19 protein-coding genes are annotated in these 21,894 nt (G+C 48.3%); 4 read left to right on the top strand and 15 right to left on the bottom strand.

The genetic code is table 11. From position 1 onward, the window contains the following. Positions 1-672: 672 nt before the first annotated feature. The 6 genes from HQN90_RS33740 to HQN90_RS33715 form a co-directional block, all read right to left on the bottom strand. Positions 673-1,494 carry a cupin domain-containing protein gene (locus tag HQN90_RS33740; RefSeq protein WP_173227255.1) on the bottom strand — a complete coding sequence of 274 codons (822 nt, stop codon included), beginning with the start codon at positions 1,492-1,494 and terminating at the stop codon, positions 673-675. A gap of 87 nt (positions 1,495-1,581) precedes the next feature. Further along, entirely contained in the window at positions 1,582-2,982 is a 1,401-nt protein-coding gene (locus HQN90_RS33735; RefSeq protein ID WP_173227253.1) for a dihydroorotase, read from the bottom strand. Continuing rightward, on the bottom strand, positions 2,979-4,094 hold the full coding sequence (locus HQN90_RS33730) for an acyl-CoA dehydrogenase family protein (RefSeq protein ID WP_173227251.1): 1,116 nt from the start codon (positions 4,092-4,094) through the stop codon (positions 2,979-2,981). The genes HQN90_RS33735 and HQN90_RS33730 overlap by 4 nt, the downstream gene beginning before the upstream one ends. Then, positions 4,064-5,107: a PrpF domain-containing protein gene (locus HQN90_RS33725; protein ID WP_173227249.1), complete on the bottom strand. Its 1,044-nt coding sequence runs from the start codon at positions 5,105-5,107 to the stop codon at positions 4,064-4,066. Before HQN90_RS33725 ends, HQN90_RS33730 begins: the two co-directional genes overlap by 31 nt. Before the next feature lie 5 nt (positions 5,108-5,112). Further along, positions 5,113-6,921 carry an asparagine synthase (glutamine-hydrolyzing) gene (gene asnB, locus HQN90_RS33720; protein WP_173227247.1) on the bottom strand — a complete coding sequence of 603 codons (1,809 nt, stop codon included), beginning with the start codon at positions 6,919-6,921 and terminating at the stop codon, positions 5,113-5,115. A 215-nt stretch (positions 6,922-7,136) separates the two neighbouring features. Further along, entirely contained in the window at positions 7,137-7,667 is a 531-nt protein-coding gene (locus HQN90_RS33715) for a cupin domain-containing protein (protein ID WP_173227245.1), read from the bottom strand. Between the two features lie 237 nt (positions 7,668-7,904). Here HQN90_RS33715 and HQN90_RS33710 point away from each other — a divergent pair, with 237 nt between their 5' ends. From HQN90_RS33710 to HQN90_RS33695, 4 genes are read left to right on the top strand one after another with little or no spacing between them, the layout of a single operon-like run. After that, positions 7,905-8,429: an NADPH-dependent FMN reductase gene (locus HQN90_RS33710; protein ID WP_173227243.1), complete on the top strand. Its 525-nt coding sequence runs from the start codon at positions 7,905-7,907 to the stop codon at positions 8,427-8,429. After that, positions 8,426-9,814, top strand: a complete 1,389-nt coding sequence (locus tag HQN90_RS33705) for a purine/pyrimidine permease (RefSeq protein ID WP_173227241.1) — start codon at positions 8,426-8,428, stop codon at positions 9,812-9,814. Before HQN90_RS33710 ends, HQN90_RS33705 begins: the two co-directional genes overlap by 4 nt. Then, positions 9,786-10,316, top strand: a complete 531-nt coding sequence (locus HQN90_RS33700; protein ID WP_173227239.1) for a DsbA family oxidoreductase — start codon at positions 9,786-9,788, stop codon at positions 10,314-10,316. Before HQN90_RS33705 ends, HQN90_RS33700 begins: the two co-directional genes overlap by 29 nt. Positions 10,317-10,347: 31 nt before the next feature. Then, positions 10,348-10,953: a DsbA family oxidoreductase gene (locus HQN90_RS33695; RefSeq protein ID WP_173227237.1), complete on the top strand. Its 606-nt coding sequence runs from the start codon at positions 10,348-10,350 to the stop codon at positions 10,951-10,953. Between the two features lie 109 nt (positions 10,954-11,062). Here the strand turns inward: HQN90_RS33695 and HQN90_RS33690 are convergent, their stop codons facing one another. From HQN90_RS33690 to HQN90_RS33650, 9 genes are all read right to left on the bottom strand, one after another. Continuing rightward, on the bottom strand, positions 11,063-11,593 hold the full coding sequence (locus HQN90_RS33690) for an OsmC family protein (RefSeq protein WP_173227235.1): 531 nt from the start codon (positions 11,591-11,593) through the stop codon (positions 11,063-11,065). Positions 11,594-11,624: 31 nt separating this feature from the next. Next, positions 11,625-12,308, bottom strand: a complete 684-nt coding sequence (locus tag HQN90_RS33685) for an amino acid ABC transporter permease (protein WP_173227233.1) — start codon at positions 12,306-12,308, stop codon at positions 11,625-11,627. A gap of 36 nt (positions 12,309-12,344) precedes the next feature. After that, entirely contained in the window at positions 12,345-13,160 is an 816-nt protein-coding gene (locus tag HQN90_RS33680) for an amino acid ABC transporter substrate-binding protein (protein WP_173227231.1), read from the bottom strand. Positions 13,161-13,297: 137 nt separating this feature from the next. Further along, positions 13,298-14,245 carry a LysR family transcriptional regulator gene (locus HQN90_RS33675; protein ID WP_173227230.1) on the bottom strand — a complete coding sequence of 316 codons (948 nt, stop codon included), beginning with the start codon at positions 14,243-14,245 and terminating at the stop codon, positions 13,298-13,300. 193 nt (positions 14,246-14,438) lie between these two features. After that, positions 14,439-16,205, bottom strand: a complete 1,767-nt coding sequence (locus HQN90_RS33670; RefSeq protein WP_173227228.1) for a methyl-accepting chemotaxis protein — start codon at positions 16,203-16,205, stop codon at positions 14,439-14,441. Positions 16,206-16,336: 131 nt separating this feature from the next. After that, a complete protein-coding gene (locus HQN90_RS33665; RefSeq protein ID WP_173227226.1) occupies positions 16,337-18,208 on the bottom strand; it encodes an RICIN domain-containing protein in 1,872 nt (623 codons plus the stop codon). A gap of 18 nt (positions 18,209-18,226) precedes the next feature. After that, positions 18,227-19,249, bottom strand: coding sequence for a LacI family DNA-binding transcriptional regulator (locus HQN90_RS33660; RefSeq protein WP_338042420.1), 1,023 nt, complete (start codon positions 19,247-19,249; stop codon positions 18,227-18,229). A gap of 75 nt (positions 19,250-19,324) precedes the next feature. Next, positions 19,325-20,938, bottom strand: a complete 1,614-nt coding sequence (locus HQN90_RS33655; protein ID WP_173227224.1) for a DUF3502 domain-containing protein — start codon at positions 20,936-20,938, stop codon at positions 19,325-19,327. 42 nt (positions 20,939-20,980) lie between these two features. Then, positions 20,981-21,889 carry a carbohydrate ABC transporter permease gene (locus tag HQN90_RS33650; protein WP_079411225.1) on the bottom strand — a complete coding sequence of 303 codons (909 nt, stop codon included), beginning with the start codon at positions 21,887-21,889 and terminating at the stop codon, positions 20,981-20,983. Between the last annotated feature and the right edge of the window lie 5 nt (positions 21,890-21,894).

The raw sequence follows: 21,894 nt of genomic DNA, 5'->3' as shown, positions 1-21,894 counted from the left end.
GCTCCCTTAAGGAATACAAATTAAAAAGGCAATATTTGATTGAGAAAAAGTGCACTTGAACCAAAAGAAAGTAACGATATCAAAACAAAATCCAAAGTAAGTACCTATCAAATCAAGACGAATATCCATAATAAAAACATTAAAAAAGTTATCAATTATCAAGGCATTCTTTAAAAATCCACAAGGAGGGAAACGTAAGTCTTCTTCATAACGAGATATTCCACCACTATTAGCGCATGACTTGCTTGTCGGTTATTGATTGTTCCTGATCTAATAAGTTCGAGCGTTGTAGTACTCTAATTGTGTAAGCGTCAAACAGCCCCCACCATGCTGTCATGTTGAGGGCTGTCATAAACTATAGCTATTGTTGTTTAAATACTCGGCAAGCGAGCGGTAGCACCTTCGACCACGAAAGCAGCTTGTCTAGTACTTCGAGGTTTCAGCAGCGTTTCACGACTCGCAGACTTTTACAGCTGTACGTAACAATCTGTGCGTCTTGCTTTGCTACTTTCGATTCCTAATTTTCGGTTTTAGTTTTGCCTGCCAACAGGCATGGCGAAACAATGAACATTGCGCGTTAAATGACGGTCTCAGCCATGACTTCGGTATATGTCTGCCGCTGCTAAGCGAATTGCACGTATTTATTAGGACTTAAAGGTTGCAGCAGCTTAATCACCGAGCACCCGGATTCCTTACCTCAGACGATAATCCCGCAAATCGATAGAAACTCTCATCAAAAGGTACCGGTCCACCGGACGTTACAAAACGTTTCGCGCCTTCGCCTGTGTACAAATTGCGGGTACCATGGAAGATTCCCTGCGGCACGTAGATGAGATCGCCGGCTTCGAACGCTTTCCATTCTCCGTTCAAATAAACTTCGCCCGCTCCTTCGATGCCGATAAACAACTCGCTGGAGGACGGATGCTGGTGCACAGCGAAGCTCTGCCCGGGCTCTTGAATGCCGCAATGCAGCGATAGCTGCGCACTGCCCGTTCCTGGCCAGAAGAGGAAGTTCATATTCGCCGGGTTTGTGACATTTTGCGAAGGATCGTTCCCTTTGTAAGCTTTCAGCTGCGTTTCTTCGTTATACAAATGATTAAACAAACGGGGATGAGATGCTCTCGCAGCGCCTACAGGCAGCGGACTCTGCCAAATATAGAGCGTTACTGTCTCTCCCTTGTCCGCATATACGGCATAATCAATGCCCGAAGGTGCGTACAAGGTAGAAGCTGCTGACACTTGTTGCGTTTCCGCTCCTACACGTGCGCTTCCTGAACCGCTATGAATAATCGCTACAATTTCTTGCGCCGCGCCTTTTTCGCAGCTTGCCCATGTACCGCCGGGCAGCAGCCGAACTACTAAACCTGTAACGTGAACGGCACCTTGATCCTCTGTAACAGGTTTGGCGAGCTGATAGGTTCCGCGATCCTCCCAGACTAGCTCCGAAACTTTGATAACCGCACCAGCTTGCAGCGGTTTAACGGCTGTTGTCATGGCCATTCCTCCTCTATTTTTAATTGCTCAAGTTCAATTAACTACTCGTTATCACTCACAATTTCACCTGTTCCAAGTTCAACGATCTCAGTGAAAAGGGCTTCCCGACACTTGTTCAAAGGTTGCGAACGGGGCTGGCGCATAACTCAGTGAACGGCCATCGAATTTACCGAATTGTCCTCGATCAAACACGATTTGACCTCTTCGAATGGTGACCAGCGGAACACCCGTTAAAGGCAAACCCTCGTAAGGCGACCATCCGCAAAACGAATATAAATCCTTAGCACCAACCTCCCAGACTTGTTCATCGTCCACTATGACAATGTCTGCATCCAGTCCAGGGCGTAAACTTCCCTTCAAATGATTCAAACGGAACCGATTAGCCGGACCATCCGCCAGCAGGCTTACCACCTTGCTAAGCTGCTCATCCCGACTCAGCTCAGGAAGATGGCGCCCAAGTCCTGTCAGCAGCACGGGCAGCAGTTCTTGCACGCCTGGCAGCCCTGGCGGAGCCTCGCCGAAGTCCGCTGCTTTTTCTTTCAGTGAATGCGGTGCATGATCGCTCCCAACGGAGGTCAGCGCGCCGCTTCTGACAGCATCCCACAGCCTTGCCCGATCCCGTTTTCCACGAATGGCCGGACTGAGCTTGGTCTTAGTCCCTAAAGCCGCAGCGCTTTCCAAATCAAACCACAATTGGTGCGCCGTCGTCTCGAAGGTCACAGGATAACCGGCACGGGCAGCCGTTTCCAGAAGATCCACTTCTTCCTCCGAAGAGACATGGAGGACATGGATCGAGGTACCATACTTGCGTACGAGGCGAAGTACCCGGGACACGGCTGCAATCGCGCCGCTTCGCGGGGCTATCAGCTCATAGGAAGCCAGATCGTTTGGTGTTCGGTGCACCCGGCGATACAGATGAAGGACAGCATCATCTTCCGCATGCAGCGTCAATGGGATTTGACGCTGCATGCGGAAGATGGTTTCAAGATCCGCATCAAGATCAATCACATTCCGGGCTGTGCGATGGCCGGTTAGAAACAATTTGATGCTTGCCGCATGTTCCTGCTGAAGCCCATCCAAAGGATGTAATTTGCCAGGCACAACGCCGATGTGAAAACCGTAGTCAACCAATGAGTGGCCTTGGATAAGCTTGTCTTTTTGCCGGATTCGTTCAATGGTGTCTGTATAGGGATCTGTGTTAGGCATATCCAACACCGTCGTAATGCCTCCGGCGACCGCCGCCTTGCTTGCGGATTCCCAGTTCTCTTTGTGTTCATACCCGGGGGTACGGAAATGCACATGAGAGTCGATGAGACCTGGGAGGACATATTTGCCGCCTGCATCCAATTCCTGCTTGCCTTGAGGGCGCTGCGAAGCTTCGAAAACAAGTGCTATTTTCCCATCCTGAACGGCGATGCCTCCGTCTCTGACAGCATCCTTGTACACAAGACGACCATTATAAATGACGAGATCGTATAAACCGCTCATGATACCAGCTCTTTTCCGATAATTTCCTTCGCTAGCCGGTTCACAGGCCCCATCAGCGAAACGGCGCGCGCATCGCGCAGCAGTCTTTCCAACTTGCGACCACGTACATAACTCGATCCACCGATAATTTGCTGAGCCTCCCGGCATATTTTCTCACTGGCCTCGGAAGCAAAAATTTTGGATTGATACGCAATTTTGGCCAACTGCTCGCCGCCTTCTTTGGACGCAACTTTATCAACCAGAGCTCTAACCGCTTCCAGCGATAAATGCAGCTCAGAAAGAGCGGACTGCAGCAGCGGGCTGTTCTTTAATCCTTTGCTGCGAACATGCTCCAAGGCCAACTCATACGCGGCTTCGCTAATACCGAGGGAAACCGCGCCAAGCGTCAACCCGCAGCTGCGAATGCCATTAATTACTGTAGGTGCGCCGCCAAGGGAGCCTATAAACTGCTCGGATGAGACAAGACATTTATTCAAATGGATAAATCCGGTCGATGATCCGCGCATGCCTGCCAAATTCGTATCCGCATCAGCAGTAATGCCTTGTGTCGTCTCAATGAGGAAAAAGGTCTGGCTAGAATTGCCATACGTGGATTGTTCATCATTCGTCCCTGTTTGCACGAGCACCAAATATAAATCCGCTAAGCCCGCACCTGTCGTGAATGACTTGGTTCCTTCGATCAACCATTGCCCATCATCCAATTGTACGGCTTTGGTTGATAGGTTTTGCTTATTCGCTCCTGCCCCTGTCTCCGACCAAGCAGACGCAGCAAGCCATCTGCCATCGGCTAGTTTAGGCAAATACTGCTGACACTGTGCAGCACTGCCCCATTCAAGAATCCGCGAAACCACAGATAAATGCTGAAAAGCAATGATTGCAATCGACGGATCGACACCGGCAATCGCTTCTATGAAACGACTGGCGAACAAAGCGTTTTGGCCTAAGCCGCCATATTCGCTAGGAACAAGGCTCCCTAGCAATCCCGATCGGCGCAGTGCGGCAAGCGCCTCCTTCTGCGGCGCCCCGTGCTCATCAGCCGCACTCGCATATTGTTCCAATTGTTCAAGCAACGCAGCTAATTCTAGGCGAACACTTTGGACTGCAGCTCCCATTCACGCGCCGCCCCTTTCTTTAATGGCAGTGATCCGATTAATCGAACGTTTTTATCCGAAATGCTGTTGTACAGCAAATAATCATCGAGCTCCGGGCCCGTCGTGGAAGTGGAAATAATCGTATTTCCCCCTTTGGTTCTCACATTAAGCCGGTACGTGGAGGACTTGGATGCTTGGACGATTCCATATACGACAGAACCTTTCATAGAAGCTGCGGCTCCCACGCAGGCTGCACCCGTCAAGGCAATCGTTGGATGCCACGAAGGAACTGAAATGGCTCTAAACGATAAGCTGCCTGGTTGGTAGCTCGCAACCGCTGCGATTTTGGGAAAAACCCCATCAGGCTTCCATCCCAGCTTCAACGCAGCCGCTTGGCGAATTTCCTGAAGCCGGGCAAGCAGATCCGCTCCCGCTTCGAAAAGCGCCTCCTCTGAGTAGATACCTAATGACTCCGCATGCACGAAAACATAGGAATTCCCTGACGAGACAATGGAAACTTCGATTTCACCAAAAGAAGTCTGCAAATCATTCCTCACTTGGCCTGAAGGAAGCAAGCTGCCTAGGCTTGTACCTTGATTTTCGATAAAATGAGCGGTGCAAGTCATCCCCGCTCGAACAGCATGATCAACCTCGCACACGAGACTGTCTCCTACATTTTCGATATAGACGCGCACCCGCAGTCCAGGGCTTGCACTAGCTACCCAGCCCCACTTCATAGCCACTTGGATAGCTGCCAGAATCGAGTGGCCGCAGCTTCCTTCATAGTCAAAGGAAACCGGATTGCCAGGAACGAGCTGAAAAAACCAGTAGCTCAAATCATACATCGGATGAGTGGAAGGTCGAATGACGACGAACTTCGAAATCAAGCCATGCGGATGCTGACTGTCATCCAAATCAGTATGAATCCGATGCAGCACAGGAATGACATCTATCGGATTCGTACCAAGTTCGGAACCATCGATAATGATGGAAGAAGATACGCTGCCTTCTGCATGGGCCAAATAGGTCAACATGTGCATCACCCCTCAAATTGATATTGCTTAGACGACGAAATTGAAACCTGGAATTGGTCCAGCCAAAGCTGGAAGATGGCTAAGGACCATAAGGTCAATGCGGTTTTGCCATTCGGCGTCGTCGCTTGCCGCTGGAGAAGCTTATCTATGGCTTTTGGATCAAATACGTTTTGCCTGCGGATTGTTTCTCGGTCTAAGGCTTGCTCGATGGCAGCGAACAATGGCAGTCCTTTGCGCATCATGGCATCAATCGGCAGTGTGAAGGGTTGTTTTTTGCGCGTTAAAATAGAGGCTGGCAGAAGGCCTTCTGAAGTGTGGTAGAGCAGCTTTTTCACCCGGCCACCTTCTACTCTCCAGCTATCCGGCAGACGATTCGCCAAATCGAGAATGCGTGGTTGGCAATAGGGAACCCTGACCTCCACAGAATGCGCCATGCTTAGATGGTCAACCCGACGCAGATGATACGAAGGAAGCCGGTATTCGCGTTCAAACGATAAGATCGTATCCAATCGGCCACGATTCGATTGTCTGAGGCTGTGTTCAATATGGTCTTCGATGGACCCATTTTCCTGTACAAAGCTGCGGTAATCGTCGCTATACAGCTCCCAGCGCTGCTGCGCGTCGGCAACCCCCAGCGAGCCAATGTATGGCTTTACCCAATCACCTAACGTATGCACGGCTTCCGCAAAACGATCATAGCCGCCGAACATTTCATCCGCGCCGTCACCGGAAATCGTTACTTTAAAGCCAGCTTGGTGAATAGCCTCAAAAAGCGCATAACTGCTGAGTGTAATCGGATCTGCGTTCGGCTGCCCCAAGTGGGCAACAACGGATGGCAGCAGCTGCTGGAAATTCCTCGGATCCATAAGCACTTCATGGTGTGTCGTACCGAAACGCTGCGCAACTTCTCGAGCATAAGCCTTCTCGTCAAGCGGCCAATCACCTACATAAGAAAGATTAAACGAATGAATGCCTTCCGTGCTGCTGCTCGCCAAAGCTGTAATCAAACTGGAATCCAGCCCGCCGCTGTTCACTGTGCTAACAGGAACATCCGCCAGCAGCAGAAAGTTAACCTCTTCTCCCAATTGCTTTCGCAGGTGAGCAGCCGTTTCTTCAAAATTCGTCGTTGGTATATCGGAAGTTACATATGTAGACCAGCGCTGCAGCCGGGGGCGCTCTCCAAGACGCGCATGCAGCAGCGAGGCAGGTGGCAGTGCATATACACCGTCAAACATCGTCCGCTCCCCGAAGATAACTTTCGTTGTTAAATAGAAATCAACACCAGATAGCCAAAGCTGCTTAGGAATGCGTTCGAAAGCCAATAAAGAAGGAAGCTCGGAGGAGAAGTAAAGGGACTGCTTCAGCTCATCCCAATAATAATAAAGGGATTTCATTCCCGATGGGTCCGTGACAAGCGTTAATGTTACCGTCTCGCGCAGATCAATAATGGCGATAGCGAACATGCCATCCAAATAGCGGACAAACTCAGTTCCGTATTCCGCATATAAGGCCGGCAATATCGAGCCGTCGCACGTATCAGCAAAGCTGTAGCCCTTCAACTCCAGCTTTTGTCTAAGGACATGATGGTTATAAATTTCACCGTTAAATACGATCCGGATATGCTCTCCGCCTACATACGGCTGGCCGCCTCCATCCAGTCCAACGATGGATAATCGATTATTGCCGATCGCCCAATTTCGTTCCGATAAGACAGACTGTTGATCAGGCCCGCCTTTGAATTGAAGATCAGATACTGCTTTTAACCGCTTTGCATCTACAAAATCGTAACCAAGATAACCAAAAATACGGCACATACAGGTGGACTCCTCTCCTTCTCTTTCTCTTATCCGATGGCAACTAACGATGCTCTTTTAGTTCCCTCCTTCTCTCAAAAACCAAAATATTTCTTTAACAAAGTATTCATATAAATTTACTCGACTTACTATTGCAAATGTACCACGCCTTTTAAAAACACGTCCAATACCAGTTCAAATATCGTTTATATCATCCTCAGACTATCGAAGTGTCATCATTTGACATGAAATGACAAATCCTCCGCTGGATACGTGACGGAACCTGCTTCGCCCGTGAACAAACGAATTACGGCAAACTTGCGATCATCCGCTAGCTTGAATGCATGATAGCGCTGCTGCGGTACGACAACAACATCCCCAATGGACACTTCCAACTCAAAGTAACCGTCACCCTGTTGGCTTTTGATAATAAAAACACCTTTGCCTCCAACGACCACGCGGACTTCGTCTTCCCTATGATAGTGCAGGCTTCCAAACTTCTGGAGCATATCCGGTGTATCCACGGAGAGCACAGCAATATCCCAATTCGTATAGCCTTTTTGTTCGGCAAATCGAATAACGTCATCCTCATACACAGCTAATAACTTCTCCTTCTCTTCCTCACTAAAAGCGATCTTCTCCTGCACAAATGCCGGAGTGCGATGTGCGCTCCAACGTTCATAATAAATACCTTCCTTTTGCAAATAAGGAGAAATCCGCTCTCCTTTCACATATTGATGTGTGATTCTTTCATAAATATTGGTCATATACAGCCCTCTTTCCCTATTTAATTGATGGATACTGTTTCGTAACGGCATCTTAATGATTGGAAACGGTTTTGTCAACGTATAGTCCGTGCCCTATAAATCCTATATGGAATTTGATATTGGAAGTCAAAAGGGGGCTTCACTTATAATCCTTATGAAACCTATACGAATGATAAGAAATAGCTGGGGACGCATCCTCCCTCTCTCAACAAAATACAAAAAATGGAGTGAGCAAACATGAGTAAAACGGTTCTTTTTATCAGTGGCAGCCCCCGAGCAAGTTCAAGAAGCAGAGCTGTAACCAATGTTGTGTACAGACTGCTCAGAGATCAACGCGGACATGCGCAGCTTATCGACCTGCATTTGCATGAGCTGCCTATTTTCAATGGCGACCCCGCCCAAAGTCAGCTGCCTTCCGTTCAACAGCTGCGACAGCTGGCAGCCGAAGCAGGCGGCTTCTTCATCGTGACACCTGAATACCACAGCGGCATTAGCGGTGCGCTTAAAAATGCGCTGGATTTCTTAAATTCCGAGCATTTCAACAACAAGCCTGTGGCGATCGCAGCAGCTTCCGGCGGAGGCAAGAATGGCATTAATGCGCTAAATAACTTGCGACTCGTTTTGCGTGGGGTATCTGCGACTGTGCTGCCTGGCCAATTCGCTGCTGATCCGAATCAAATTGATGATAACGGCATTTTCACCGATGAAGATGGCGTCAAATCGCTCAATTACCTTGTACATGACTTGATTGCAGCCCTATGAGCACTAGTCGGCTGAAGCGCGGAAAAGCGGGTATTCGCCTTGCACTCGCTTCCGTCCAGTGGGCTTTCTTTATCTTAACCGGCGGTTTGGTCGCACCGATTGTGGTCGCCGCCGCCTTCCATTTATCAGGCCCCGAAACGGTCGGACTTCTCCAGCGAACCTTGACTGTCATCGGCATATCTTCCTTATTGCAAGTTGTATTCGGGCATAAACTGCCCATCTTGGAAGGACCTGCCGGCGTGTGGTGGGGCGTATTTATTTTGTTAGCCAGCAGCGTTACGGAAGGGCCTGCTTCCTTTACGCTTTTGCGGCAAATGGAGATGGGATTGCTGATCAGCGGGATCATCATGCTGTTGTTAAGCGCCTTCCGTATCATTGGACATGTGAAGAAGCTTTTTACACCTGTCGTCACAGGCACTTATCTGCTCTTGCTCATCTTCCAATTCAGCTCTTCGATTGTGAAAGGCATTTTGGGCGTGGGCTACTCGGACTCCTATATTCATGCGCAAATTGCCATTCCAGCTATCGCGACACTCCTCTTTACCTTTATTTGCGGACGTCTACAGATTGCCTTTTTCCGTCATTTTTCGGTCTTGCTGGGGGTCATTTTTGGCTACATTGCCTTTCGATTGCTGGATTTAATACCGGCTTCCCCTGTGCAAATGCAAATCTTCACACTGCCAACCTGGTTCGCTTGGGGACTGCCGACCTATAACTCAGGCATCCTTCTCACGACCCTTGTCATCGTCCTTCCGCTGCTCATCAATATGATCGCCGCCATCGTCATCGTCGAAAAAGCTGCTGGAAGAGCAGCGCAGAATGTGTACCGGCGTGCTGGTCTTGTCATGGGGATTAACCAGCTGTTATCCGGTCTTTTCTCCACCGTGGGTTGTGTGTCCAATTCGCACACTGCGGGATTCATTGCTTCCACACAAATGACCAAACGACTGCCTTTCATCCTAGGCTGCTTGGTTATTATCGGCACAAGCTTTTTCCCTTTCTTTACAGTCGCTTTGGCCTCTATACCCGTTCCCGTTGCTTTTGCTGTTATTTTTTATTCCTTTACCCACTTGTTAACCGCAGGGCTTCGAGAGTACGAGACCATTCTTAAAGAAGAAAAGAAATTGCTCATTATCGGTGTCTCCCTCTTCGCTGGCGTAGGCAGTATGTTTATTCCTGCTGGCAGCCTGGCTCATACGCCTGATGTCATTAAGCCTATTTTGAATAATGGACTCATTGTTGGCGTCCTCACTTCGATCGTTCTGGAGCAGGGCATTCGTGTGAAAGATAGGTTCATCCTATTCCTGAAAGAGCGCAGAGAGCAGCGCACAATACCCCGTGAAAGGAACCCTCAACATGGCATTAACGATCAAAGTGTACTCTGATTATGTTTGTCCTTTCTGTCTCTTGGCTGAAGCCCAATTAGAGCAAGCGGCTGCCGAACGCGATGTCATCATTGACTATATGCCCTTCTCTCCCCAGCCCTACACCCATTTGGCCTTTGAAGGCTTTCAATTCGCCAAAGAACACGGCAAAGGCAAAGCTTACAATTCGCGGATGTACACCGCTTTTTTCCAAGACAGCTTGGACATCGGCGATATCGACGTTTTGACGCAGCTGGCCGAGGAGCTGGGCCTTGATGGTGCAAGCTTCCGCTCTGCTTTGGAACAGCGGACTTATCAAGAGCATCACCGCCAAGCGCTTCAACACGCTTATCAGGAAGCCAACATAACAGCTGCCCCAACCTTTGTCATCGGCGATACTGTCGCCAAATGGCTTCTTTTCAAAGATCAATTCTTGGAGCTCATTGACACGGAATTAGCCAAGCGGGAGCGGCTGGAACGCTGGACTGACGGATTAAGCTGCAGCGCGGACGGCTGCTCCTAAACAAATCATATTCGAGAAGAGGAGAAAACCAATGTCATTAACCATTAACGTTTATTCCGATTACGTATGTCCTTACTGTATTCTTGCCGAGGGCGAGCTTGAAGCCGCAGCGGCGGAAAGAGGGGTTGAAGTGGCCTACTTGCCCTTCGAGCTTCGTCCCTATCCAACACCGACCTTGCGTCCTGAAGGTGACTATATAACGAAAGACTGGCGGGAACGTGTTTTTCCGATTGCCGCAGAGCTGGGAATCCCCATCGTGAAGCCGCCTTTCTCGCCTCAGCCCTACACGCATTTAGCCTTTGAGGGCTACCAATTTGCGATTGAGCACGGTCAAGGCAAAGCTTACAATTCTCGAATTTATCAAGCCTTTTTCTTGGAAAGCAAGGACATCGGCAACATTGATGTATTAACGGAACTAGCCGCTGAGCTTGGGCTTGATCCTGCCGCCTATCGGCAAGCTCTGGAACTGCGGACTTACAAAGAAAAGCATGGCAAGGCCCTTCATCACGCCAACTATGAAGCCAATATCACCTCGGCACCCACGTTCGTAATTGGCGAAACCGTCATCCGCGGAATGGCTTTCAAGCATCAATTCCTGGATGCGATAGATCGTGAGCTGGCTCGCACAGCGCGTTAAGTTCTTCCACTGGCCCTTGTGATGAAAAGAGGCTGCCGCCAAGGTTCATTTACCTTTGGGGGACAACCTCTTTTCTCTGTTTCACTTCAGCACGTCTAACATGACTCTCTTACTCGTTATTGTGAATGACGCGACTATTCACAACCTGCGGATGCTGCAGCAAATTAAGAATTGGACAAGCCAGCTCCACCGCTTGGTGAAGAGCTGCAATGTCTTCGCTTGTCGCAGGTGATGTAAGCTTCAGCGTGTAGCCAATGTTATGTAAATAAACAGGGATTTGCTCGTAACCTGGCCGCCCTGCGAATGGGTGCATCTCACCGGTTACTTCCACTTCTATCGCATGAAGCTCCACACCGCGTTCTGCGGCTTGTATGAGAGTAATATGCGATAAACAACTGCCAAGCACACCCAACTGCAGCTCTGGGGAACCTGGTCCGAGATTGAATCCGGCAAAGTCCTCCCCGCTGTCGCTGATGATTTGATAATCACGAATCCGGATTTCTCGTATTCCGCTTCTGCCTGCCACCTGTACCTTCGCCTTCAGTTGCTGAGAAGCAATCCGCTCCTCTTGCTCCAATCTATTTTTGCGTGCAAGTAATGCTTTCTTTTTCTGTGCCAGGTATTCAACTAACCCGCTCATCCGCTATTCCTCCTTCAGAAATCTATTTGATTCATAAACCGACTTCCCTGCCGTAAGGCTGATTGACTTTACGCTCAAGCCGCAGTTGTATGTAGCCGAAGATGATTGCCGTCAACCAATATAAAATAGCCGCAGCCAAAAAACATTCCAGAAATTTGTAGGTATCTGCCGCCAGCAGCTTGGCTTTAGCCAGCATTTCCGTTAATCCAAGCGTAAAGCCGAGAGAGGTTTCTTTCAGTATGGTGACAAAGGTATTGCCCAAGGATGGAAGCGCAATACGAAATGCCTGCGGCAGTATAATGCGCTTCATGCTCTGCCATCTGGACATCCCGATGGAGAGACCGGCTTCCCATTGGCCATGGTCAACGGAGCGGACAGCCGCACGAATAATTTCAGCCAAATAAGCGGCGCTATTTAAACTGATGCCGATGATGGTAGCCGTAAATGCATTCATCGCACTAAACAACGGAATAATTTGCGGGATACCATAGTAAAGAATAAACAATTGAACAAGCAGCGGCGTAGCGCGAAAAAATGAAATATACACCTTGGCCGCTGGCGCCAATCCTTTGATATTTTTACGGATCACATGCTCAAGAATGAGTCCCAAAACAAGTCCGAAAAACATGGAAATAACGGCAATACTAATCGTCAGATACATGTACTGAAGCAGCCTCGGGATTGCCGAGAGCATATACGTCAAATCAAACTGCATCCGGCTCACCTCCCTTCCTCTTCAGGGATGCTGCCCTTATGGATTCGTCAAATCTTCCGTAAACCACTTTTTGGACAAATTGCTTAATGTGCCGTCTTTGCGCAGTTCTTGAAAAGCTTTATTGACCTGCTCGATTAATTTCTTATTCTCCTCATTCGTTAGAAACGGATTAGCTGCCGGAAGAACGTTGAACTGCTGACCGGCCAATTGCAAAGGGAGTCCCGTTTTCTTAATTGTCGCTAACGCCGATGCTTTGGTGGAGAACGTTGCATCGACACGGCTAAGAGCCACATCATTGAAGCCGGCTTCTGCTGTTTCATAATTGACAACAGTGATTTCCCCTTTTTTATCAAAATCTTTCACAAAATTAATAAAGTTCGTGCCGGATTGAATGGCTACTTTCTTGCCTTTCAAATTTTCCAAAGATTGTATGCCATCGTTCCCTTTCTTAACGACTAATTGCGCACCGGAATAGGCATATGGCTCATCGAATAAATATTTCTTCTTTCGTTCATCCGTTACAGAGATTGAATTCGCAATCGTATTAATTTTCCCAGTATCCAGAAGTCCAAACAAGCCGCTGAACTCTGACGTTTGCCACTTAATCTCATACTTGATTTTCTTGCCGATCTCCGTCCATACATCGACTTCGTAGCCTTCTAATTTATTCGTCTCGCTATTTTGAAACACATACGGATAAAATCCGCCTGTCGAACCGATGGTCAGCACTTTGCTTGCTCCTGCCGCTCCGACGGATTTCTCGCCACACCCCGATAAGCTTACCGCCAGTAGGCCTACCGTAAGCAAGAACCCTGCTCTCTTTCCAAACTGAAACCCCTTAGAACTAATCATCTGCTGGACATCTCCTTCTCATTTCTGTATTGCCCCCGCCTATATTCTCACTATTCTTATGAGTTTTATAGGAATTAGGTACAAAAAAAATTATAGATGGGCAGCCGATTAATATCCAATATGAAAATCTTACTTATTTATATCGTTCTAAACCTATGAATCACTTTAGGCAAATTGTGTGACTTCAACTTCTCCAGTTTCTGCTGCTGCAAATCGTTGAAATAATGAATAAGAAATAGCCGAAAACGTTCAAAGGCTGGGGATTGCTCCGTACGATTCAGCCAAGAAAGACTTAATGTGCGCGTGCATGCCGGATCTGAAATGGTCAAGCTTTCAGTTTCCGAATCTGTTTCATGCAGGCCAAACAATTCCGGAATGAACGAGATGCCGACCCCTGAGCGAACTAAAGTCTGCATCAAGCGCGGTTCTTCGACCTCGAAAATAATGTTGGGCGAGAACCCAGCTTTTTGGCAAAATTCGTCCGTAGCTTCTCGCAAGCCGAAACCTTCTTTCAAACTAATGAACGGCTCGTTTGCCACTTCCGCCAGCCTAACTTGGCCCCGTCCCGCCAATCTATGGCCCTTGGGAACGAGCAGTCTAATTTCTTCTGTCAGCAAAACCACGCTGGAAACCGATGGAATATCAATTTGCGGAGCCGAAATGCACAAGTCGATTTCACGTGCCTCAAGCAATTTTTTCATAGAAAGATAGCAGCCTTGATGAAAGCGAAAATGTACACCAGGCTGTTTGGCCACGAAGCTCGCAATCGCTTGCGGCAAGAAGGGGAGATGGATTGCCGCAATGGAGAGCACTTCATGCTGTTTTCCCGCCAGCTTGCGAGCTTCTTCCTTCCCTTTCTCCAGCTCCATAAAGACCCGATCGACATGTTCCAGGAATACTTTCCCGGATTCATTTAATCGAATGTTCCTTCCATGCCTGTAAAATAAGGTTACGCCGAGATCTTCTTCCAAGCGAGCAATGGTCTGGCTTAAGGAAGGCTGAGCAATGTTAAGTTCTTTGGCCGCTTGCGTAATATGCTCACGTCTGGCTACGGTTTGAAAATATTTCAACTGTAATAAATCCAAGATGATCCCTTCTTTCTTCGGCTAGTGGCTTAATTGAAACAAAATAGACACGATGCGGATGCGTCGTGTCTACAGATGGCTGCTCAACTCGTATGGATCAAATTGGAAATTCAATAAGATTGTTCCTTATTCTAGGGGAATTTAATCAGGTAGTCAAGAAAACTTTTCAACCTGACGGCTTGAAGTCGTTTTGTTATACGTTGATTTGCTCAATAGACTTTCTCATTTCATCGGTAAGCCCACTCAGCGCATCCGCAGAATCAGCAATTTCTTTGGCGATGACAAGCTGATCATGCGTCAGTTTGTGGATATTTGAAGTGCCGTCTGAGGACGTCTTGGCAATATGGGCAATATCAATGACAGAAGCTGTTACTTCCTCAGCACCCGCGGACATTTGCTCCGTTACGGAGGAAATGTCTTGAATCTGTTCCGTGACGAAACGGAACTGTTCCACAATGTGCGTGAAGAAAGCTTCCGCTTTTTTGGATAAAGTCGCCCCTGTTTGCACTTCTTTCATTCCGTTGGCCATCGCATCTCCCATGCGCTGGACCTCATTATGAATATTTTGCAGCAAGGAGGCTATCAGATTGGCTGAACCTGCGGCATGGTCGGCAAGCTTGCGCACTTCCCCTGCTACGACCGCGAATCCGGCGCCATGCTCGCCGGCTCTGGCTGCTTCAATGGAAGCATTCAGGGCAAGCAGTTTCGTTTGTTCGGCAATTTCCGAAATGGACGACAAAGCGACGCCGATTTCCTGAGAGTGCCCGCGCAGCAGTGCCGCCCGATGGAGCGCTTCTTCTGTCGCAGAAGTGATCGTCAGGAATTGTCCATTCATATTATGAACGATGGCTTGACCGGACTCCGCGCTTTTCAACGCGGTCGTCGAAGCATCCGATACGGTGAAGGAAGCTTCGGAAATGCGCTGAATCGCTGTAGCCATTTCCTCCATGGATCGGGCGCTGTCATTCGTGCTGATCTGCACCGTATTCGCCCCTTCAGCCACCACTTCGATCGACGCGTTCACTTTGGTATTCATATCCAGCAAATGATGAGCCTGCTTATTGAAGTGCCGTGTTGTCAGAACGAACTGGTCAGAGGTCGTAGACACATTGGATACAATATTTTTGAGCATATCGTTAATTTCATTAGACATCTTCAGCATCGCTTTATACACCGTGCCTACTTCGTCAATGGAGCGGACCGGATTCGCTTCTAATTGCTGCCGTGCCAATACGATATCCCCTTTGGCAATACTATCCGCACTGGCGCCGATCCACTGCAGAGGACGAAGAGCCCGAGAAACAAACAACATCACAAGGGCAAGTCCCAGTAAAGTAAGGACGAACATGAGGGCATATAAAACCATATTGCTTTTGATCAAGCTTTTGGAAATCCGCTCCGTCACACCTGCCTCGGTATCAATGCCAAGCACGGCTATCACTTTGCCCTCTGCATTTCTCACTGGCGTGTAAGTGGATATGTACTTTCCATATTTCGGGTTTTCAATGAGATCCGAACTCGTGGATTCGCCCTGTAACAACTTTTGCACAGCAACTGCTGAAATGTCAGTAACCTCATTGATGGGAGATGCTGAATCTGAGTCTTTGGGTTGTCCATCTATCATAATGAGGGGTTGTTGTTTTTCATCAATTCGCACTAAATACACATAAAGAGCACCAATCTGTGTGCGATAAGTATCTAACTGCTGCCTTGTGTTCCAATAAAGATCATTTTCCTGCGGATCCTTAAGAAATTGCTCTAATTTAGGGATATCGAGCCCTTTGCTGTAGCTTTCCGCTAATCGAATGCCATAGCTAGATATCGTCTCCACTCCAGCATGTTTGGCATTTCGAAATTCCATCAGGATGTAGCCCGCCGATAATGCCAAAACAACGATCATAACGGCCGCAACAATGCGAACAACCAAGCGTTTTCTAAGCCATGTAATGCCAAGTAACATCAAAATTCTCCTTTTATTCAACAGTATTCGATTGGTTTCGACAGAAACCAGGGAATACCTGCTTTTCCTGAGAACTTATTTCAAAAGGACTGCCCTCCAGCAGACATATCTGCTCTCGGACAGTCCTTTCCTTATTGCTTAACCAACTGCCATTGTTGGCTCGTCGCGCTGTTATCCGCATTCTGCACGATAGCGGCTCCGTTCGCTGTAGATGCGGCACTCACATCCATCAGCTTGCTGCTGTTCCGATTCTGGAATTTGACATATCCGCCCCCTGCATCCAGCAGCCTCCATTGTTGATTGGCTCCGCCGTTGTCGGTATATTGAATGATTGCGATGCCATCATTTTGAGAGGCATTGGTGACGTCCAATATTTTTCCGCTGTTGCGATTTTTCAGCTTGTAGTAGCCAGCCCCTGCATCCACGAACTGCCACTGCTGATTCGTCCCTCCATTATCCGTGTATTGAATGACAGCTCCGCCATTGGCTGTAGACGCGCCGCTCACATCCATTAATTTCCCGCTGTTGCGATCCATAATTTTGTAGTAAGCGGATGTATCAATCGCCGGTGCGGTGCTTGGCGTGTACTGCGCGCCCGAAATTACGAAAGTTGCAATGCCTCCTGCCGGAAGCGTGTGCTGGAACGTTTTATTGCTCAAGCTGAGTCCGGCAATAGGAGCGAGATTCTCGCTTGTGCTCGTTACCGTTCGCGTCCCCGTTACAGAGCCTGTAATCGAGCTGAACGCCGAAAGATCATACGTAACCGTGTTAGCGGCACTGCTGTCGTTAATGGTGACGATAACGATTTTTTTGGAAACCTGATCATAGGCGGCGATGGAATTTCCATCCTGAATATCAATGATGGTATATCCCGGTCGGATATACTTGCTCCATTGCGCCATCGCCCAATATTTTTTATTTTGGACAGCCGTAAAATTGGAGTTGGGATCATTCAGATCATTGACATCGAGCATACCCCAGCCGCCACCGTCAACGGCCTGCCAATACACCCAGGCGGAATTTTTCATGTATCTTAGGTCATATACAATAGATCTGGCCATCTGCATGCCGGAAGCATCTCCATCGCCATGCTCCGACATCCAAATTTTCTTGCCGGCAGCCGCTTGATTAAACCCAACCCGATCATTCCCGCCGTACGTGTGCACATTGTACTGGGATACGACGGATTTCGTAGCCGCTGAGAAGCTGTTAATCGTATCTCGGCCAACGTCAATACTCGTTTCATCCGAAGCACTAACTGTCGTAGGAGAACCCTGCAGAGTAAGGGCTGCCGCTACCTTTTGAATAATTTGCTCCTGATTCGGTCGGTCAAAATGACTTCCCTCTTGGCGATTGCCATACGTCCACCAAGTTGCCATTGGTTCATTAAGTGCTGTTAACGTTCGGAATGTAACGCCCCAGTAGTCTTTGAAATGTTTATTCACCGTCACCAAATAATCGGCAAACGCATCGTACATATCTGTTCTCAAATTGTTCGCTGCGCCGTAATTGCCTGTCACGCTCCCGCTTTGCGTCATCCACCAAGGTGGAGAATTGGAGAACGCCTCAGCCAGGAACTCGCTGGAGGCAATTCTGGATTTGGCTGCCTGCAGGAACCAGCGCTGGTTCGCATCCTGTGTCCAATCATAGGTTCCCTGTGTAGGCTGGAAACCGGGAACTCGGGCGCGGAGCTCCATATTGTTCGGATAAGCGGGATTCTCTCCGCCTCCGATATTGTAGCGAACAATGTTCATATTCAGTCCGCTTGGGCTGAAGAACTGATCGGCGTAATTGTTTCTTACCGCATCCGGCGCACCGCCGATTCGATTAGCAAACCAAGCAAGTGAGGTGCCCCATCCTTCCCAAGTCTGATACGAAGCATTTGGGTTAACGGCTGCCGTATACGACCCTGCGCTTGCCAGGGGTACGCAAACCGTCACACATAAACACAAGATGAGCATCATGGATGTCACGACAGCTTTCGCTTTTCTATGGAATTTCATGATTTCATTACCTCCTTCTCATTGTGTACTTTGCCTAACCATAAGTTTAGGCTCTAGAACCGTCAGCTTCTTCACCTTTTCTTTCTGAATCAATTTGGATAGTATCGACACCGCCTGCCTACCCAGCTGTTCACTATGCTGCGAAACGGTCGTCAGCTCCGGGTTCATCGCAGAAGCCAACTGCGTATCGTCGAATCCAGCAATCGCGATATCCTCGGGAATATGCATCCCCTGCGAGATCGCTGCTTTCATAGCGCCAATGGCTACGTAGTCGTTGATGCATATAACGGCCGTTGGACGATTCGGCAAAGTTAGAAGCTGCTGCATCAACGTGCTGCCGCAAGACATGGAGAAATCACCCAAACGCACCCATTCCTTGCGATAAGAGAGATTATTCGCACCTAATGTTCGTTTGTAGGCTTGCAGCTTTTCAAGTGTTGTTGTCGTTTCGGCGGTTCCACCCAAGAAGCCGATGCTGCGATGTCCGCGATCAATCAAATGCTGCATGATGAGCTGGGTACCCAAGTATTCGTCCGTTTTTACACGGTAACACGGGTGCCCCGGCAGTGAGCCATTGATCAGCACAATCGGAATTTTCTTCTGAATATCAACGACTTCCTGCACTAGCGCATCCGGGCAATGCCGGGCATTAATTCGGCCGCCCATGAAAATAAGTCCTTCCACCTGCCTTTCACAAAGTGAATTTAAATATTCGGATTCTCTGCTGCAATTGCTGAACGTATTACACAGAAACAAGGTATACCCCAGCTTTTGCGCAGCTCTCTCTGCCCCTCCGAACACCTCTGGGAAAAACATGTTGGTGCTATCTGGAAATAAAACACCAATCATCCCTGTTTTCTTATTCACCAGACTGCGTGCTAGCGCATTTGGCTGAAACTTATGCTTCTCAATGATAGCCATAATCTTAAGCCTGGTGGATGTTCGCACAGGTGCTGTATCATTCAGGACACGGGAAACCGTCGCGACGGAAACATTCGCTTCCCTAGCAATATCGTAGACCGTAATGGATTCCAGAAACACACACTCTCCGATACGTCGAATTGGAAAACGAAAGATCGAAGACCTGTTCCCTAACAGACCTTCGATATCCTACCTCTATTTACTGCTTTCTATCGTCGTTTTAAAAGCGTCCAATTGCTTCTGAACCTCTGCTTGGAGCTTATCGAATCCAGCTGCTTTCAGCTTCGCGCGGAAGTCATTCACGGCTTTCACCGGGTCGCCAGCTTTTCCGTACAGGATGGCAGGTCCCATTTGACCAACAATCTGTGTAACCGCTGTCAGTTCATTCGTTACAGGGGATTTGTCAAATACAAAACGGCCGTATGGATATGCTTTCTTGATTTTGTCATAGGAAGCATACAAATCCCCTTTCCCTACCCAATCGTTGCCATCGGGAATCTCATTTTTGTCTACCCGTCCACCCCAGAAATCGGTGTAGAAGTCGTCTCTTTGCACATCATAGCCGTCTGGACGATAGCGCTTGCCATCTTTTACGACATATTGTACGCCTTCAAGGCCGTAGTTCATCAAACGGTATACTTCAGGGTCTTGGCGAATCAGCTCATACACCATCAGAGCACGTTCTGGATGTTTGCTTTTTGCACCAATGGAAGTTCCGCCATGTGTAATCGACATCGAGACGAGATTATTGCGCGTCGATGAGAAAGGGAAGAATTGCAAATCTGAGCCCGGCTGCAGTTTATCCATTTTGGTCCGCTCGCCTAGGAACGTTTGTGTGTGATGCTGATCAACCGCAGATTTGCCGGCTTCCAGCTCGGAACGGTTATCTCCTTTATAGTTCAGCACATCCTCACGCCAGAAGCCTTTGTCGCCCCATTCTTTCATTTGCTTGGCGAAATTAACGAAGGTATCGTCAAATACGGGACTATATGCCGTATACTTCGCATCATAGGATTTGCCGTAAATTAAGCCGAACATGCCTGTGCTGACCGGAAGCTCGATGGCATCTGTATGCGAATTAATATAGCCGCCGGCAATGTCGCCGCTGGTACCGTTCGGATCCCACGGCATGACGCCCGGTTTCTTGTCTTTGACACCTTGGAAGTACTTGCCAAGCGTTTCCCAATCTTTAATCGGCGCCGTGATGCCGAATTCCTTCGCCCAATCGCCCCGGTAGAGGAAGCCGTGATTGACCCATTGCGTATAATGATCTTCAGGGATGAGCATAATCTGGTTTTTATATTTGGTCTCAGCCCAGTTCTCAGGCGGTACTTCCTTCCAAGTTAGCGGAGCATAGATAGGAAGAAGCTTATCTAAAGATTGGAAAGCGCCCTTTTGCGCATTTTGCCAAGTATCCAGCCAATCCGTCGCAACGGTGATCAAATCTACCGGCTCCCCTGAGGCTAGCAGCAAGTTGTACTTAGTTTGCCAATCCGCCCACTCGACCCATTTAATTTCCAATTTGGCATTCACTTTTTGCTTCAAGATGGCGTTCAGCTTTTCCATGACTTTCTCAAATTGACCATTTTTCGGTTTATCGCCAAGCATGACGTACGAAATCGTTTGAAACTCCGAGGTATCAATCTTGTTGGAAGATGGAGTCCCAACTGCTGTTGTGGCAGCCGCTGTCGTTGTAGCCTTGTCTGTCGAGCTTGTGCCCGTGCTGCTAGGCGTTGTGCAGGCTGTTAAACTTACCGCAAGCGTCGCTGCCAATGCGACACCAAGTGTTTTCTTTTTTCTCTTGATCATACGAATTTGCCTCCCCATCATCATTTGGATATCATCTTGACGTCAGCCTTTGACAGCACCAACGGTAATCCCTTTGATAAAATATTTCTGGACCATCGGATAAAAGAGAATAACCGGTCCTGTTGCGACAACAGCAGTCGCCATTTTCATCGATTCCAGCGGCATATCTCTTGGCTGTACGTTTGAGGAAACGGAAGAATTTTTGATGAAATCAGCGCTAGTGACGACATTGTACAGAAACAATTGCAGCGGTCTGTATTTTAAATCCGGTGAAAGGAACAGCATCGCGTTATACCATTCATTCCAATAGCCCAGTGCAATAAACAATCCGATGGTTGCCAGTGCTGGTGTTGTCATCGGGAGGATCAGCTTGGTGAAGATTTTAAAATCCCCCGCCCCATCCATCTTCGCTGATTCGGTAATGGCATGTGGGATCGAGGTCACGAAGCTTTTCATCATAATAATGAGAAAAGGGCTCATGAGTCCTGGCAAAAGCACCGCCAAATAATTATCCTTCAGGTGCATCCACTGCGTCATAATCAGGTAAAAAGGAACAACCCCGCCTTGGAACAACGTCGTAAAGTAGATGAAAAATGAGATGCGATTCCGATAAGGGAAATCCGGACGCTGCAAGGAATACCCCGTCATCGCCACGATAAATAGCCCAACCGTTGTTCCGACCAACGTAATTCCGAGTGTTACCCCATAAGAGCCAATGATGATGCCTGGATTTTCAAACACAATTTTGTAAGCAAACGTGCTGAACTCTTTGGGCCACAAATTATAACCGTGCAGCGTGATTGACTTTTCAGCCGTAAATGATGTCCCTAGCACAAGAAGAAAAGGCAATAAACAGCATAAGGCGAATAGACCGATAAATAAGTAGCCAAAAGCCCGGATGGCCACTGAGGATATATCAGTTCCCCTTTGACGTGCGATGACTTGCTCCACAATAT

The sequence above is a fragment of the Paenibacillus alba genome, from assembly GCF_013204855.1.
Taxonomy (GTDB): Bacteria; Bacillota; Bacilli; order Paenibacillales; family NBRC-103111; genus Paenibacillus_E; species Paenibacillus_E alba.
The sequence above is the reverse complement of the archived record's forward strand: the minus strand, read 5'-3'. Positions and strand labels throughout refer to the sequence as shown.

Bases quoted from the DNA above. Each gene is read 5' to 3' on its own strand.
- HQN90_RS33740 (WP_173227255.1), bottom strand. From the start codon at position 1,494: ATGACAACAGCCGTTAAACCGCTGCAAGCTGGTGCGGTTATCAAAGTT.
- HQN90_RS33735 (WP_173227253.1), bottom strand. From the start codon at position 2,982: ATGAGCGGTTTATACGATCTCGTCATTTATAATGGTCGTCTTGTGTAC.
- HQN90_RS33730 (WP_173227251.1), bottom strand. From the start codon at position 4,094: ATGGGAGCTGCAGTCCAAAGTGTTCGCCTAGAATTAGCTGCGTTGCTT.
- HQN90_RS33725 (WP_173227249.1), bottom strand. From the start codon at position 5,107: ATGTTGACCTATTTGGCCCATGCAGAAGGCAGCGTATCTTCTTCCATC.
- asnB (WP_173227247.1), bottom strand. From the start codon at position 6,921: ATGTGCCGTATTTTTGGTTATCTTGGTTACGATTTTGTAGATGCAAAG.
- HQN90_RS33715 (WP_173227245.1), bottom strand. From the start codon at position 7,667: ATGACCAATATTTATGAAAGAATCACACATCAATATGTGAAAGGAGAG.
- HQN90_RS33710 (WP_173227243.1), top strand. From the start codon at position 7,905: ATGAGTAAAACGGTTCTTTTTATCAGTGGCAGCCCCCGAGCAAGTTCA.
- HQN90_RS33705 (WP_173227241.1), top strand. From the start codon at position 8,426: ATGAGCACTAGTCGGCTGAAGCGCGGAAAAGCGGGTATTCGCCTTGCA.
- HQN90_RS33700 (WP_173227239.1), top strand. From the start codon at position 9,786: ATGGCATTAACGATCAAAGTGTACTCTGATTATGTTTGTCCTTTCTGT.
- HQN90_RS33695 (WP_173227237.1), top strand. From the start codon at position 10,348: ATGTCATTAACCATTAACGTTTATTCCGATTACGTATGTCCTTACTGT.
- HQN90_RS33690 (WP_173227235.1), bottom strand. From the start codon at position 11,593: ATGAGCGGGTTAGTTGAATACCTGGCACAGAAAAAGAAAGCATTACTT.
- HQN90_RS33685 (WP_173227233.1), bottom strand. From the start codon at position 12,308: ATGCAGTTTGATTTGACGTATATGCTCTCGGCAATCCCGAGGCTGCTT.
- HQN90_RS33680 (WP_173227231.1), bottom strand. From the start codon at position 13,160: ATGATTAGTTCTAAGGGGTTTCAGTTTGGAAAGAGAGCAGGGTTCTTG.
- HQN90_RS33670 (WP_173227228.1), bottom strand. From the start codon at position 16,205: ATGTTACTTGGCATTACATGGCTTAGAAAACGCTTGGTTGTTCGCATT.
- HQN90_RS33665 (WP_173227226.1), bottom strand. From the start codon at position 18,208: ATGAAATTCCATAGAAAAGCGAAAGCTGTCGTGACATCCATGATGCTC.
- HQN90_RS33655 (WP_173227224.1), bottom strand. From the start codon at position 20,938: ATGATCAAGAGAAAAAAGAAAACACTTGGTGTCGCATTGGCAGCGACG.